The following is a 14,661-nucleotide window of genomic DNA, read 5'->3' as shown; positions in this document are numbered from 1 at the left end:
GATTGGCGAGAGCCGTTGCAAGAGCACAATCTCCCCCCTTGCGGGGGAGATGTCCGGCAGGACAGAGGGGGGTGTGAAGGAACGAAACCTTTGCCAGGCCTTTGCGAGCGCAAAGGCCGCAGGCTTCCCATGACCGCCTACCTCGTAAAACGTCTCATTATCGCGGCCATCACGCTGGTGCTGGCCTCGATGGTGGTTTTCGCGGTGATGGAAATCCTCCCTGGCGACCCGGCGCGCCTGATGCTGGGCTTCAACGCCAGCGCCGACCAGGTCGAGCTGCTGCGCAACCAGATGGGGCTCAACGCGCCGCTTGTCCTGCGCTACCTGCATTGGGCGGGCGGCCTGCTCAGCCTCGATTTCGGCCGCTCCTACACCTATTCGGTTCCCGTCATCGACCTCGTGCGCGAACGCGTCGTCGTTTCCCTGCCGCTGGCGCTGATCCCGCTGGCGCTGTCGACGATCATCGCCATTCCGGTCGGCCTGTTCTCCGCCGGCCGGCAAGGCCGGGCTGGCGACACGCTTGCCATGGGCGCGGCCCAGCTCGGCGTCGCCGTGCCGAATTTCTGGTTCGCGCTGATGCTGATCTATCTGTTCGCCGTGTGGCTGCGGCTGGTGCCGGCCGGCGGTTTTCCAGGTTGGGGTGCAGGCATCTGGCCGGCGGTTAAGTCGTTGCTGCTGCCGGCCGTCGCTCTGGCCCTGCCGCAAGCGGCGATCCTGGCGCGCGTTGCCCGCTCGGCGCTGATCGAGGTGCTCAACGAGGACTATATCCGCACCGCCCGCGCCAAGGGCCTGCCCTACCGCGCCGTGCTCTGGCGCCACGCGCTGCGCAACGCCATGATCCCGGTGCTCACCATCCTCGGCTTGCAATTCGCCTTCCTGTTGGCAGGCACCATCATCATCGAGAATGTCTTCTACCTGCCGGGGCTCGGACGGCTGGTGTTCCAGGCGATCACCCAGCGCGACCTGATCGTCGTCGAGAGCGTGGTGATGCTCCTGGTTGCCGCCGTGATCGCCGTCAACCTGCTGGTCGACTTCTCCTATGCCGTCGTCGATCCACGCCTGAGAGGCCGGCAATGACCATGCGCGTCGACCTGCCCGAGGAAACGCTTGCAGAGGTTCTGGCCAAGGCCTTCCGCAACCGCTCGTTCCTGATCGGCTTCGTCATCACGCTGCTGGTGGCCGCGGTTGCGCTCCTCTCCTTCGTCTGGACGCCCTACGACGTCACCAGATTGGTGATCGCCGACAAGACGCAGGCGCCCTCGCCGGCGCACTGGTTCGGCACCGATCATTTCGGCCGCGACATCCTGTCGATGATCATGGTCGGCGCCCGCAACTCGATCGCCGTGGCGCTGGTGGCGGTGGGCATCGGCATGGGCGTCGGCGTTCCGCTCGGCGCCTTTGCCGCCGCGCGTGGCGGCCTTGCCGACGAAGCGCTGATGCGCGTCAACGACCTCGTCTTCGCCTTCCCGGCGCTGCTCTCGGCGATCATGATCACCGCCATCTTCGGCCCCGGCGCCGTCAATGCCATCATCGCCATCGGCATCTTCAACATCCCCGTCTTCGCCCGCGTCGCCCGCGCCGGCGCTTTGGCGATCTGGCCGCGCGAATTCATCCTTGCCGCCCGCGCCGCCGGCAAAGGCATGACTGAGATCACGGTCGAACACATCCTGCCCAACATCGCGACGCTGCTGCTTGTCCAGGGCACCATCCAATTTGCGCTCGGCATCCTGGCCGAAGCCGGGCTGTCCTATGTCGGCTTGGGCGCGCAACCGCCGATGCCGAGCTGGGGCCGCATGCTGTTCGACGCGCAGACGCGCATGATGACGGCGCCCTGGATGGCGATCTTTCCCGGCATGGCGATCGTCGTCACCGTGCTCGGGCTGAACCTGCTCGGCGACGGCATCGCCGACATCCTCGATCCGAAATCGCGGCGGCAGCGATGAGCCTGCTCCATATCGAGAACCTGTCGCTGACGATCGGCGAGACGCCGATCCTGAAGGAAGTCGACCTCGCCATCGCGCCTGGCGAAGTGGTCGGCCTTGTCGGCGAATCCGGCTCCGGCAAGTCTATGACCGCACTGACGATCATGCGGCTGCTGCCGCATCTGGCGCGCGCCGGGGGACGCGTCACTTTCGACGGCATCGACCTCCTCGGCGCGAGCGAAGACCAGATGTGCGCGCTGCGCGGCGACGACATCGGCATGGTTTTCCAGGAGCCGATGACGGCGCTCAATCCGGTCAAGACCATCGGCGAGCAGGTCGCCGAAGGTATCCGCTGGCACACCAAGGCAGGCCGCGCGGAGGCCGAGGACCGCGCGCGTAAAATGCTCGACCGCGTCGGCCTGCCTGAGGCAAACTTTCCGCTGTCGCGCTACCCGCACGAACTGTCCGGTGGCCAGCGCCAGCGCGTCGTCATCGCGATTGCCTGCGCGCTGAAGCCCAAGCTCCTGATCGCCGACGAGCCGACGACGGCGCTCGACGTGGTGCTGCAGGCGCAGATCCTCGACTTGTTGCGCGAGCTGGTCAGCGAAAACCGCATGGGCCTGCTGCTCATCTCGCACGACCTCGCGGTGGTGACCGAGATGGCCGACCGCCTGACCATCCTGCGCCGCGGCGAGGTGATGGAAGCCGGCGACACTGCGTCCACGCTGTCGGCACAGCACCACCCCTACACCCGCGAGCTGGCGCTGGCTTCCATGCATGTGCCGGCGCGGCCTAAGACGCACCTCGCCGGCTCGTCAAAGCCGCTGCTCGAAGTTGAAGGCGTCAGCCGGGATTATTCGGGCCGGCGCAAATCGTTGTTCCGATCAGCAGAGCCGATCCGCGCCGTCGACAATGTCTCCCTGACCATCGAGCCCGCTCAGTCGGTGGCGCTCGTCGGCCGTTCCGGCTGCGGCAAGTCCACCCTTGCCCGCATGATCCTGGCGTTGGACAAGCCGACGGCCGGCGCGATCCGCTTTCGCGGCGAGACCATCACCGGCAAGGCGGAGGCGGCGCTGAAGCCGGCGCGGCGGGACATGCAGGTGGTGTTCCAGGATCCCTACGGCTCCTTCGACCCGCGCCAGAAGGTCGAGAAGCTGGTGGCCGAGCCGCTGCATCTCTTGGAAAAGCAGCCGGCCCGGGCCGAGCGCCGCGAGATGGTCGCGCATGCGCTCGACGAAGTCGGGCTCGGGCAGCGCGACATGGACAAATATCCGCATGAATTCTCCGGCGGCCAGCGCCAGCGCCTGTCGATTGCCCGCGCCATCATCACCCGCCCGAAGCTGGTGGTCGCCGACGAACCGGTCTCGGCGCTGGATGTCTCGATCCGCGCCCAGATCCTCGACCTCTTCGCCGAACTCAACCAGAAGCTCGGCATCGCCTATCTCTTTATCACCCATGACCTGACGGTTGCCCGTGCCATATCGGACGAGGTGCTGGTCATGCATGAGGGCAAGATCGTCGAGCGCGGCAGGACCACCGACGTGCTCGACAATCCACGCTCGGAAGCGGCACAGGCGCTGGTCGCGGCTGCGCCCGATCTTCACCGTGCGATCGCGCGGCGCATGCAGGAACAGGGTTGAGCGGCTAGCTCGCTCTCAGTCAGCGGGCTTCACCAAATCGACCGGGCTGATATCGAGCAGGTCGAGCGTGCGACGCAGGAGCTTCACCTCGCTTTCGGCAAGCTTGGCGTCGGCCTTGGCGATCTCCGCCATATGGCGTGCCAGCAGCTTGCGCCGTTCGATGTCGAGGTCGCGGAACAAGGCGATCGCCTGCGAGCCGTTGGTCTCGTAGCCAAAATCGTTGAGATATTCGATGACACTGTCGATCGAGGTTTCGGGGATGCCGAAGGCCTCCTTGCAGATGCGCCGGAAGGCGACCATCTCGCTCTCCGAGACCGCGCCGTCGGCAAGGATCATGCGAAACAGCATCAGAAGCTCCGCCGACAGCACCGGATCGTCCGCCACCTTGCGCACGCCCGGGTCGCCATCGAAGATCGAGCGTATCTGGTCCAGCAGCGCCATCGCCATAAGCCTCCCCTTGCGATTCCGCTCTGATTGTTAGCGTGGAATCGGTCTTGCGCAAACTGGTCGGGCATGATGGAAGCTGCGTCTTCCCTCGCAGAGCCCCCCGCCCGATGATCGACCTTACTCTCCAGACCGTCCTCATACTCACCGCCGCCGCTTTTGCGGCAGGCTTTGTCGATTCGATTGCGGGTGGCGGCGGCCTCATCACCATCCCTGCGCTGCTTCTGGCGGGCTTCTCCCCCGTCGCGGCCCTCGGCACCAACAAGCTGCAAGGCATGTTCGGCTCCGGTTCGGCCACCATCCACTATGCGGCCAAAGGCCAGGTCGATCTGCGCCGTCAGCTTCCGTCCGCGCTGCTGGCGCTCGTCGGCGGCGCCGTCGGCGCCCTGCTGGCGACGGTGGTGCCCGGCGACTTCCTGCGCGCCCTTTTGCCGGTTCTGTTGATCGCGATCGCGCTCTACTTCGCCTTCAAACCCAACATGAACGATGTCGACCGCGCCGAACGCCTCTCGCCGTTCCTGTTCGGCCTCATCATTCCGCCGCTGGTCGGCTTCTATGACGGCCTCTTCGGCCCCGGCGCCGGCTCCTTCTATATGCTCGCCTTCGTCAGCCTTGCCGGCTACGGCGTGCTCAAGGCGACCGCCCACACCAAGCTGCTCAACTTCGCCTCCAACATCGGCGGCTTCGTCGTCTTCGCCGCCGTCGGCGTCATCGACTGGAAGATCGGCCTGATGATGGGTGTGGCGCAGTTCCTCGGCGCACGCGTCGGCGCTAGCCTCGCCATCAAGATCGGCGCGAACCTGATCAAGCCGCTGCTGGTGATCGTCTGCGTGGCGCTGGCAGTGAAGCTGCTTGCCGACCCGGCCAATCCCCTACGCCAACTCATTGGTGTGTGACGATCCTGCTGGTAGAGTTCGTGCGTGCGAATCATGTTGGAGGGACAGACATGAATCTCAGTGCACCCACCCAGATCGTGTTCATTATTTCGTTGGTCATCGCCATCATCGGCCTTCTTGCCGCTCTTGGCCTTCTTGCGTTCATTCCTCTCGCGTCGGTGTGGATTATGCTCATCGCCTACATCGTGCTTGCCGCCGGCTGCCTGATGCGCGGCGCCTGAGCACACCAAATCTCCGGCAACTCGAAGCGCCCGGCCCTGCCGGGCGCTTTTGATTTGAGGGCACGGTCTGCTAGGCTTGAGCCATGTCCGACGAGACAGAGCGCCATAGACAAGACAATCAGTCCCCGGCCCTCCATTTCGAGATGGTCCGGCGCAAACCCGCCGCTTCGCTCGCGGGCATTGTCACCGATGTCTGCGGCTATCGCGAGATTTGGCCCGGCCATTTCCGCATCGTCGAATATGCCTCGCTCACCGTGCCGCTGGTGATCAGTTTTGCCGAAGCCTTCGCCATCGGGCTCGGCCGGAATCCCGGCGACAACGACCGTTTTGCCAGCTTCGCGGCGGGCCTCTATGCCGGCCCCGTCGTGATCGAATCCTTCGGCGGCTCCTGCTGCGTCCAGGTGAATTTCACGCCACTTGGCGCCAGGCGATTCTTCGGCCTGCCGATGAGCGAATTGAAGGACCGCATGGTCGGCCTCGACGATGCGCTGGGCTTCGAGGGCATCGCATTGCGCGAACGGCTAGGCGAAGCACCGGATTGGGACACGCGCTTTGCCATTGCCGAGGGTTTCGTGACCAGCCGGCTTGCGGAGGCCAACGGGCTTTCTTCCGAAGTCGCCTGGGCCTACGGGGCTGTTATCGCGTCGGGCGGCCGCACCCGGATTTCGGCGCTTGCCGGAGAGATCGGCTGGAGCCGCAAGCATCTGGCGGCAAAATTCACCGAAGCGATCGGCATCGGGCCAAAGACATTGTCGCGCATCGTGCGCTTCAACCGTGCGCTTTCGTTATCGAAGCGGCAACAAGACAACTGGGCCGGCATCGCCGCCGATTGCGGCTACGCCGACCAGGCGCATCTGGTGCGCGAGTTTCGTCAGCTCGCCGGCGAAACGCCGACGGCACTCGCCGCACTGGCTTAAAGCATGTCTCCCGAAAGTGGGAACCGGTTTCGGGACAAAGACATGCGTAAAATCAAAAACCTAAAGCGCACGGAGCGAATCTGAAAGATCGCGACGCGCTTTAGCGTCCGCTGCGGCAGGTAACATTTCTTCAAGACGCCGGAATGCTTTTGCCTGAGACTGGCTTCCATCAAGTCATCAGGGAGTTTGTCATGCCCACGGCAACGGAAGCACCTCGCATCTATCCCGCCCTGCGCTACAGGAACGCGGCCAAGATGATCGACTGGCTGTGCGACGCCTTCGGCTTCGAGGTGCGCGCCCGCTACGGCGAAGGCGACATCGTCCATCACGCCGAGCTTACCTTCGGGTCCTCGATGATCATGCTCGGCACCGCCCGCGACGACGACTACGGCAAGATGGTCGGCGAGCCTGGCGGCGGTGGCGGCAAGTCGACCTACATTGCCGTCGATGACGCCGACGCCGCCTATGCCAAGGCGAAGAAGGCCGGCGCCCAGATCATTCAGGAATTGGTCGACCGCGACTACGGCAGCCGCGAGTTCATCTGCCTCGACCCGGAAGGCAATGTCTGGTCCTTCGGCACCTATTGGCCGAAGGCCAGGGAGAAGGCTTGAAACCCTCAGCACCGACGCTGAAGGTTGGCGAAAGCATCCCAACTTCGTCATCCACGGGCGAAGCAGGAGCGAAGCTCCGTCGCGCAGACCCGAGGATCCATTCCGCTACTTTCGCCGAGGAATGCAGCGGAGCAGAATTCTGCGCGGTTGCAACGCCTTAAGGTCACGGAATGGCAACTGTGTTCATGCGAATGCGGTTTTGTCGCGGATGATGGCGTTGAGGACGACCAGGAGCTTCCTTGCTACGGCGATGATAGCAAGTTTCTTGGAGCCTGATCGGGCGGCAAGTGCGGTATAGAAGGACTTGAACCGGTCACAGGTTCTGATGGCTGTGAGGGCTGCCATGTAGAGGGCGCGGCGCACGCGTGATCGCCCGCCCTGGATCTGGCTCCTGCGTGTGAGCTTGCCGCTCTTGTTGTCGAACGGGGCAAGGCCGACGAGCGCGGCGATCGCCTTGGGTGAGCGCTGGCCGAGCTCGGGCAGGAGCGCCAGCAGCGAGAGCGCGCCGACCTTGGAGACACCGGGCACGGAGACCATCAGCGCATGGTCGCGAGCGGTGCCCTGGTTTTGACGAATGACTTCGGCAATCAGGCTCTCGAGCGCCTTGATGCGCGTGTCGAAGTGAGCGATCGTTTCTTCCAGATCGGCAATGACGATCTCATTGAAGGCCTCGGCGAGGTGCTTCTTCGCCGTTGCCCGCATATTGACCAGGTGATCGCGGTGGCCGGCAAGCGATTGAAGCCGCTCGACTTCTTCGCTCGGCGCCGGCTCGGCCTCAGGGTGATAGCGACGGCCGTAGTCGCTCAGCATCCTGGCATCGAGAGGATCGGTCTTGGCGCGCCGTCTCGTCGACTTGGCATAGTGGTGGGTATGGGCCGGGTTGTGCCGCGAGAACGGCACGCCGGCCTTGGCCAGCGCATGGCGCAGCAGCCGGTCATGCACCCCCGTCGCCTCCATGACGACAAAGTCCCGACTGGGATCAAGGCCCGCCACATAGGCCGCGATCGCGTCGGCCTGATTGTCGATGCGCCGGAAACGGCCGCTTGCCTCATCAAAAAAGTCCAGCCACTGCTTTGAGATGTCGCAGCCGACATAGTTCTGCATTATCATGTCCACGCCTCTTCCTGTGGTGCGGGGTCTGCTTGGAACAGCCCCGTGCAACTGTTCAGGTTGATGGTTCACCGGTGGGAAGGGACCGGGCCATGCCACGGCCTGTCCGAAAGGACGACCAGGATCCACTCGGTCTCCTTCCCACTTCAACCATACACCAGAACCAACACACAGGATTCTATGGTCTGCGCCGCGTCGCTTCGCTCCTTGCTCCGCCATAGAATGACGACCCAATGAGCGTTTTCGCCAATCTCAGACGTGTTGATGAGAGGTCTATCGCGCGAGCGCAAAAATCGCGTCGCAGTCGAGATGCCTCTCCAGTTCCGTCGCAACCTCGTCCAGCGCCTTCTCGACCTCGGCGCGGTAGTCGATGCCACCTCCTTTGACCCCCAGGCTCTCAAGATAAGCGGCGCGAAAAGCGTCGGCCGAAAACAGCCCGTGCAGGTAGGTTCCGATGACCTTGCCGTCGGCGGAGGTCGCGCCGTCCTCGACGCCGTTGATGATCGCCGACGGTCTCGCCGTGTCAGGACCGGTGGTGCGGCCGAGATGGATCTCATAGCCTTCGAGCGGCAGGCCGAACTGCACCGAACGCGCGCTTGAATTACGCACCGTCTTTTCCGGCTCCATCACCGTCTCGATGTCGAGCAGGCCGAGGCCTTCCGCTTCGGTGACGCCGCCTTCGATGCCGTCCGGATCGGCTACCCTCCGGCCAAGCATCTGATAACCGCCGCAAATACCGACCACATGGCCGCCGCGCTTGCGATGGGCGATGAGGTCGCGATCCCAGCCATTCTCGCGGAATTTTATCAGATCGCCGATGGTCGATTTGGAGCCGGGGATGACCACCAGCCCGGCATCCTCCGGCAGCTTATTGCCCGGCGGCACAAACACCACCTCGACCTGCGGCTCGGCCTTGAGCGGATCGAGATCGTCGAAATTGGCGATGCGCGAAAGCATCGGCACCGCCACCTTCAGCGCCCGCTTCTCGCCGGAGGCGAGGCGTTCGAGCACGACCGAATCCTCGGACGGCAGCCGCGCGGCAGCCTTCAGCCAGGGCACCACGCCGAAGCAGTGCCAGCCGGTGAATTTCTCGATTGCGCTTATGCCTTCGTCGAACAGCGAGACATCGCCGCGGAACTTGTTGATGAGGTAGCCGACGATCATGCGTCGGTCTTCCTCCGGCAGGATCAGATGCGTGCCGGCGACCGAGGCGATGACGCCGCCGCGGTCGATGTCGCCGACCAGCACCACCGGCACATTGGCACGCGTCGCAAAGCCCATATTGGCGATGTCGCGGTTGCGGAGATTGATCTCGGCGGGCGAGCCGGCGCCCTCGACGATGACGAGATCGGCGCCCTCCCCGACCTTCGCCCAGGAATCCAGCACCGCGTGCATCAGCCGGGCTTTCATCGCCTGGTAATCGCGCGCCCGCGCCTCGCCGAACACCTTGCCCTGCACCACGACTTGCGAGCCGATATCGCTCTGCGGCTTGAGCAGCACCGGGTTCATATGCACGGTCGGGGTCACCCCGCAGGCAAGCGCCTGCAGCCACTGCCCGCGGCCGATCTCGCCGCCGCCGGCTTTGTTGTCGCCGGGAATATCGGCGACGGCGGCGTTGTTCGACATGTTCTGCGGCTTGAACGGCCTGACCTTCAGCCCGCGCTTTTTCGCTGCCCGGCAGAGCCCCGCCACGAGAACCGTCTTGCCGACATCCGAGCCTGTGCCCTGTAGCATGATTGCCTTGGCCATCAGCTCCTGCCCTCCGAGCCGATGATCGACTTCTGTGCCAGCGGCCCATCCCGCCAGATATAGAGCGCCATCAATGGCTCCTTGCCCGTGCGCATGGCGTGACTGACATTGGACGCGTGGTGGATGACCTCGCCGGCCTCGCGAACCCGAAAACAGCCTTCGCCCATGCGCCATTCGGTGCCGCCGGTCAGCGGAATGTAGATCTCCTCGGCGGTGTGGTGATGGTCGGGATAGACGATGTCAGGCCCGAGGATCAGCAGCCCGGCCGCAACTGCGTCGTTGACGAAATACCCGCGCGTGCCGAACACCTCCAGCCAGCCGTAATTGTCGATGAAGGCCTGGCCGAAATCGGTGGCAGTGTAAGTCTGCCCCCAGCGCAATTCCTCCCGATGGTCGGCCACGAACCGCGCCAGCAGCCGCGCGCCCTGCGGCGCAGCCTCTGCGATGCGGTCGAGATGGCGGAGGCAGCTTAGCGGACGCGGTTCGAGCGGACGGGAGGGCATGTCCCAGTCGATGCGCGCGACCGCATCCGCGACCAGCGCGCTGTCGGCACCGTCGAGATAGAAGTGGAACCGGTCCAGCAACTGATCGGAAACTGTCGGCACGCACGGCTCCGTTGATCAATCCACGCACAGCCGGTCCGCGGGCGGCCGGGTTGCGCGGCGGCATCATTGGTCTAGATTGATTGTTGCGCAAAGCCAAAAACGACAGGCCACAAGGCCTGAAGCGACAGGGAGCACGCCATGGACGCGGCAGTCGATGCGGGCACTGGCCAATTCGAACTCACCGAGGAACAGCGCGCCATCCAGGAGATGGCGGAGGCTTTCGCGGCCGACCGCGTCGCGCCGAACGCGCTCGATTGGGATCGGGCAAAGCACTTTCCCGCCGATGTGATCCGCGAGACCGGGCCGCTCGGCCTCGGCGGCATCTATGTCAAGGACGATGTCGGCGGCTCGGCGCTGGGACGGCTCGACGCGGTGCTGATCTTCGAGGCGCTGGCGCGTGCCGATCCGGCCTTTTCCTCCTTCATCTCGATCCACAACATGGCGGCCTCGATGATCGACCGCTTCGGCAGCGACGAGCAGCGCCGGCGCTTCCTGCCGAAACTGACCTCGATGGAATGGCTGGCGAGCTATTGCCTGACCGAGCCCGGCTCCGGCTCGGATGCCGCCGCGCTGAAGACGCGCGCGGTGAAGAGCGACGGCGATTATGTCCTGAACGGCGCCAAGCAGTTCATCTCGGGCGCAGGCGACAGCGACCTCTACGTCGTCATGGCGCGCAGCGGCGGCGACGGGCCGAAGGGCATTTCGACCTTCGTCGTGCCCAAGGACGCGCCCGGCCTCTCCTTCGGAGCCAACGAGCACAAGATGGGCTGGCACATGCAGTCGACCCGCCAGGTCATCTTCGAGGATTGCAAGGTGCCGGCGGAAAATCTGCTTGCTACGGAAGGCGCCGGCTTCGGCATCGCCATGGCCGGGCTCGACGGCGGCCGGCTCAACATCGCCGCCTGCTCGCTGGGCGGCGCGCAATCGGCCCTCGACAAGGCGCTCGCCTACACCGCCGAGCGCAAGGCCTTCGGATCGAAGATCAACCAGTTCCAGGCGCTGCAGTTCAGGCTGGCCGACATGGAGACGGAACTGCAGGCAGCCCGCATCTTCCTCTACGCCGCCGCCTCGAAGCTCGATCGCAAGGCGCCGGATGCCGGCAAATGGTCGGCCATGGCCAAGCGCTTCGTCACCGATATCGGCTTCGACGTCGCCAACGAAGCGCTGCAGCTGCATGGCGGCTATGGCTACCTGCACGACTACGGCATCGAGAAGCTGGTGCGCGACCTGCGCGTCCACCAGATCCTCGAAGGCACCAACGAGATCATGCGCGTCATCATCGCGAGATCGCTGATTGGTAGGCAGTAGGCAGTAGGCAGTAGGCAGTAGGCAGTAGGCAGTAGGCAGTAGGCAGTAGGCAGTAGGCAGTAGGCAGTAGGCAGTAGGCAGTAGGGAAAGATGACCGGCAAGATCAACTCGTACAAGGATTTGATCGTCTGGCAGCAGGCCATGGATTTGGCTGTCGCGACCTACTCCTTGACCAAGGCATGGCCAAAAGAGGAATTGTATGGGCTGACCAGCCAAGTTCGCCGCTCAGCCACGTCTATCCCTGCAAACATTGCGGAAGGTTACGGCCGAGACAACACCGGCTCTTACCAACAGTTTCTCAGGATAGCCCAAGGCTCTCTAAAGGAGCTTGAGACGCATCTCCAGATCGCTGAACGCATCGGCCTGGCCACTCGTAATGAGGTCCATCATATGCTGTCAGCCACAGAAGCCATCGGAAAAATGCTTCGCCAGCTTATTATCAAACTCGCACCTGAATAGACCCCCTACTGCCTACTGCCTACTGCCTACTGCCTGCTGCCTACTGCCTACTGCCCAAATCACGGAGTACTACTATGACGACGATCGCCTTCATCGGCCTGGGCAACATGGGCAATCCGATGGCTGCCAATCTCGTAAAGGCGGGGCACGTTGTTAACGGCTTCGATCTAGTTCCAGAGAACCTGACTATTGCGAAAGAGCATGGCGTCACCGTCATGGCCAATGCCGTCGCCGCAGTGAAGGATGCCGATGTGGTGATCACCATGCTGCCTGCCGGCAAGCATGTGCTGTCGGTTTACGAGGACATCGCGCCCAAGGCGAAGAAAGGCGCGTTGCTCATCGATTCCTCGACCATCGATGTCGAATCGGCGCGCAAGGCGCATGCTATTGCCGCCCGGCATAACCTGCCCTCGATCGACGCTCCGGTCTCCGGCGGCACTGGCGGTGCTGCGGCCGGCACGCTGACCTTCATGGCCGGCGGCTCGGACGCGGCTTTTGCCGCCGCCGAACCGATCCTGAAGCCGATGGGCGGCCGCATTGTCCATTGCGGCGGCGACGGCGCCGGTCAGGCCGCCAAGATCTGCAACAACATGATTCTTGGCATCTCGATGATCGGTGTCGCTGAAGCCTTCGTGCTGGCTGAAAAGCTTGGCTTGTCGCACCAGGCGCTGTTCGACGTGGCTTCCACCTCCTCCGGCCAGTGCTGGTCGCTCACCACTTATTGCCCCGTGCCCGGTCCTGTTCCGGCATCTCCTGCAAACCGCGACTACAAGCCAGGCTTTGCCGCAGCGCTGATGCTGAAGGACCTGAAACTGTCGCAGGAAGCCGCGCAAAGCGCCGGCGCCGTCACGCCTCTCGGCGCCGAGGCGACGCAGCTCTACGCGCTGTTCAATGCGCAAGGGAATGCCGGTGTCGATTTTTCCGGCATTATTAATTTCCTGCGCGGCGACAAAAGCTAAATCATTGCTTTCACAGGTTTATCAGCGGATTTTTTCGACACAAAGCCGGCAAATTTAGATTTGCTTAAGTTCTCGATAACCCACCGGTAACGATGTGTCTTTAAAACGGGCTGCGAGGCGGACATCGCAACCGCCCGGCGCTCCGGATTAGGTCTCGCGTGCCGGAGCCCGTAAGTTTCGCAAGTCTCTCGTAGCGAAGCGCCATGCGTATCTGGCAAAGCCGCGTTCCCGTTGGGGCGCGGTTTTTGCGTTTACGCACTCTTTCTCGCAGACATCGTTGATAACGCCGCTCGGTCAGTTTGCCGCGATGGCATAGAGTCGCCGACAGGACAGAGGGGGGCGCGCAGGATCGCTACGGATATCATTCCGCAACGCTCCTTCGCCCCCTAGATGCCAGGGTCGCCTCGCTCAGCGCTTGCGTAGGTCCGCCTCGGCAAGATCGAGCGCCTTGGCGATGCGCTCGCAGGCCATGTCGATCGTGCCGCGCGTCCAGATCAGCGGCGGCGACAGGATCATCGTGTCGCCGGTCGCGCGCAGCATCATGCCTTGCGCGATCGCATGGTCGCGCACGATGACGGCGGCACTGCCCGACGGCAAGAAGCGTTCCTTGGTCGCCTTGTCCTTGACGATCTCGATCGCCCCCATCAAGCCGATCGAGCGCACCTCGCCGACCAGCCTGTGGCCGGCGATGCGCTCCTGCAGCGCCTGCGCGAAATAGGGACCGGTGTCGGTCCTGACGCGCTCGACCAGGCCCTCCCGCTCGATGATCTCGAGGTTCTTCAGCGCCACCGCGCATGCCACCGGATGACCGGAATAGGTGTAGCCGTGATAGAACTCGCCGCCCTTCTCGACCAGCGTCTTGCTGATGCGGTCGCCGACCAGCAGCGCCGATAGCGGCTGGTAGCCAGAGGTCAGCGCCTTGGCCGTGGTGATGGCGTCGGGCTCTACATCGAACGTCTGCGCTGCGAACCATTCGCCGGTGCGGCCATAGCCGGTGATGACCTCGTCGAGCATCAAGAGCACATCGTATTTGCGGCAGATGCGCTGCACCTCCGGCCAATAGCTCATCGGTGGGATCTTCACTCCGCCCGCGCCCATCACCGGCTCGCCGATGAAGGCGGCGACTTTGTCGGCGCCGGCTTCGAGGATCGCGTCCTCCACCGCCTTGGCCGCGCGGACGCCGAAATCATGGTCGCTTTCGCCGGGCAGCGCGAGCTCATAGGCATAGGGCATCATCACATGGACGATGTTGGGCACGGCGCCGCCGAGCTGCTTATGCATCGGCTCCATGCCGCCGAGCGAGGTGCCGGCGATCGTCGAGCCGTGATAGCCCATCTTGCGCGAGATGATGCGGTTCTTCTCCGGCTTGCCTTCGAGCGCCCAATAGTGGCGAACGAGCCGCAGCGCCGTGTCGTTGGCCTCCGAACCGGACGAGCCGTAGAAGACCTGGCCGACATGCTTGGGCGCCAGTTCGGCCAGCTTCTTCGACAACAGCACCGGCGTCGGCGTCGAGCATTTGAAGAAGGAATTGTAGTAAGGCAGTTCCTTCATCTGCGCATAAGCGGCGTCCGCCAGCTCGTCGCGGCCGTAGCCGACATTGACGCACCACAGGCCCGCCATGCCGTCGAGGATCTCCGATCCTTCCGAATCGTAGATGAACGGGCCATCGGCGCGGGTGATGATGCGCGAGCCTGCCTCGCGCAGTTCCTTGTGGTCGGTGAAGGGATGAAGGTGATGCGCGGCATCGATCTGCTGAAGCTGCTTCAGCGAATAGTTCTGATAAGTCATAGGTTTGATCTTTCCTCTTGAATCAATCCGGC

General features: G+C 63.7%; 15 protein-coding genes. 10 read left to right on the top strand and 5 right to left on the bottom strand.

Annotation, left to right across the window (positions count from 1 at the left end):
- Positions 1–129 precede the first annotated feature (129 nt).
- From EJ071_RS21435 to EJ071_RS21425, 3 genes are read left to right on the top strand one after another with little or no spacing between them, the layout of a single operon-like run.
- The gene (locus EJ071_RS21435) at positions 130–1,077 is read left to right on the top strand and encodes an ABC transporter permease (RefSeq protein ID WP_126099668.1); all 948 of its coding nucleotides are present in this window, start codon (positions 130–132) and stop codon (positions 1,075–1,077) included.
- Entirely contained in the window at positions 1,074–1,943 is an 870-nt protein-coding gene (locus EJ071_RS21430) for an ABC transporter permease (RefSeq protein WP_126099667.1), read from the top strand. Before EJ071_RS21435 ends, EJ071_RS21430 begins: the two co-directional genes overlap by 4 nt.
- Positions 1,940–3,562: a dipeptide ABC transporter ATP-binding protein gene (locus EJ071_RS21425; RefSeq protein ID WP_126099666.1), complete on the top strand. Its 1,623-nt coding sequence runs from the start codon at positions 1,940–1,942 to the stop codon at positions 3,560–3,562. Before EJ071_RS21430 ends, EJ071_RS21425 begins: the two co-directional genes overlap by 4 nt.
- Before the next feature lie 15 nt (positions 3,563–3,577).
- On the opposite strand, the gene EJ071_RS21420 is transcribed toward EJ071_RS21425, so the two are convergent.
- Positions 3,578–4,009 carry a TerB family tellurite resistance protein gene (locus EJ071_RS21420; protein ID WP_126099665.1) on the bottom strand — a complete coding sequence of 144 codons (432 nt, stop codon included), beginning with the start codon at positions 4,007–4,009 and terminating at the stop codon, positions 3,578–3,580.
- A gap of 107 nt (positions 4,010–4,116) precedes the next feature.
- Here EJ071_RS21420 and EJ071_RS21415 point away from each other — a divergent pair, with 107 nt between their 5' ends.
- From EJ071_RS21415 to EJ071_RS21400, 4 genes are all read left to right on the top strand, one after another.
- Positions 4,117–4,902: a TSUP family transporter gene (locus EJ071_RS21415; RefSeq protein WP_126099664.1), complete on the top strand. Its 786-nt coding sequence runs from the start codon at positions 4,117–4,119 to the stop codon at positions 4,900–4,902.
- Between the two features lie 50 nt (positions 4,903–4,952).
- Positions 4,953–5,123 carry a hypothetical protein gene (locus EJ071_RS21410; protein ID WP_126099663.1) on the top strand — a complete coding sequence of 57 codons (171 nt, stop codon included), beginning with the start codon at positions 4,953–4,955 and terminating at the stop codon, positions 5,121–5,123.
- Between the two features lie 83 nt (positions 5,124–5,206).
- A complete protein-coding gene (locus EJ071_RS21405; RefSeq protein WP_126099662.1) occupies positions 5,207–6,040 on the top strand; it encodes a helix-turn-helix transcriptional regulator in 834 nt (277 codons plus the stop codon).
- A gap of 191 nt (positions 6,041–6,231) precedes the next feature.
- On the top strand, positions 6,232–6,651 hold the full coding sequence (locus EJ071_RS21400; RefSeq protein ID WP_126099661.1) for a VOC family protein: 420 nt from the start codon (positions 6,232–6,234) through the stop codon (positions 6,649–6,651).
- 183 nt (positions 6,652–6,834) lie between these two features.
- Here EJ071_RS21400 and EJ071_RS21395 read toward each other — a convergent pair whose 3' ends face one another.
- The 3 genes from EJ071_RS21395 to EJ071_RS21385 form a co-directional block, all read right to left on the bottom strand.
- Positions 6,835–7,761, bottom strand: a complete 927-nt coding sequence (locus EJ071_RS21395) for an IS110 family transposase (protein WP_245460308.1) — start codon at positions 7,759–7,761, stop codon at positions 6,835–6,837.
- A 273-nt stretch (positions 7,762–8,034) separates the two neighbouring features.
- On the bottom strand, positions 8,035–9,510 hold the full coding sequence (locus EJ071_RS21390) for a cobyric acid synthase (protein WP_126099659.1): 1,476 nt from the start codon (positions 9,508–9,510) through the stop codon (positions 8,035–8,037).
- Positions 9,510–10,115, bottom strand: coding sequence for a dimethylsulfonioproprionate lyase family protein (locus tag EJ071_RS21385; RefSeq protein WP_126099658.1), 606 nt, complete (start codon positions 10,113–10,115; stop codon positions 9,510–9,512). Before EJ071_RS21385 ends, EJ071_RS21390 begins: the two co-directional genes overlap by 1 nt.
- Before the next feature lie 138 nt (positions 10,116–10,253).
- On the opposite strand from EJ071_RS21385, the gene EJ071_RS21380 reads away from it, so the two are divergent.
- From EJ071_RS21380 to mmsB, 3 genes are all read left to right on the top strand, one after another.
- The gene (locus tag EJ071_RS21380; protein ID WP_126099657.1) at positions 10,254–11,423 is read left to right on the top strand and encodes an isobutyryl-CoA dehydrogenase; all 1,170 of its coding nucleotides are present in this window, start codon (positions 10,254–10,256) and stop codon (positions 11,421–11,423) included.
- A gap of 90 nt (positions 11,424–11,513) precedes the next feature.
- Positions 11,514–11,882: a four helix bundle protein gene (locus EJ071_RS21375; RefSeq protein WP_126099656.1), complete on the top strand. Its 369-nt coding sequence runs from the start codon at positions 11,514–11,516 to the stop codon at positions 11,880–11,882.
- 74 nt (positions 11,883–11,956) lie between these two features.
- Complete coding sequence (gene mmsB, locus EJ071_RS21370; RefSeq protein WP_126099655.1) at positions 11,957–12,841, top strand: 3-hydroxyisobutyrate dehydrogenase; 885 nt, start codon at positions 11,957–11,959, stop codon at positions 12,839–12,841.
- A gap of 408 nt (positions 12,842–13,249) precedes the next feature.
- Here mmsB and EJ071_RS21360 read toward each other — a convergent pair whose 3' ends face one another.
- Positions 13,250–14,629: an aspartate aminotransferase family protein gene (locus EJ071_RS21360; RefSeq protein ID WP_126099653.1), complete on the bottom strand. Its 1,380-nt coding sequence runs from the start codon at positions 14,627–14,629 to the stop codon at positions 13,250–13,252.
- Between the last annotated feature and the right edge of the window lie 32 nt (positions 14,630–14,661).

Origin of the sequence: Mesorhizobium sp. M1B.F.Ca.ET.045.04.1.1 (assembly GCF_003952465.1) — a bacterium.
In the GTDB taxonomy this organism is placed as follows: Bacteria; Pseudomonadota; Alphaproteobacteria; order Rhizobiales; family Rhizobiaceae; genus Mesorhizobium; species Mesorhizobium shonense.
Note: the sequence above shows the minus strand (reverse complement) of the source record. Positions and strands in the feature narration are given on the sequence as shown.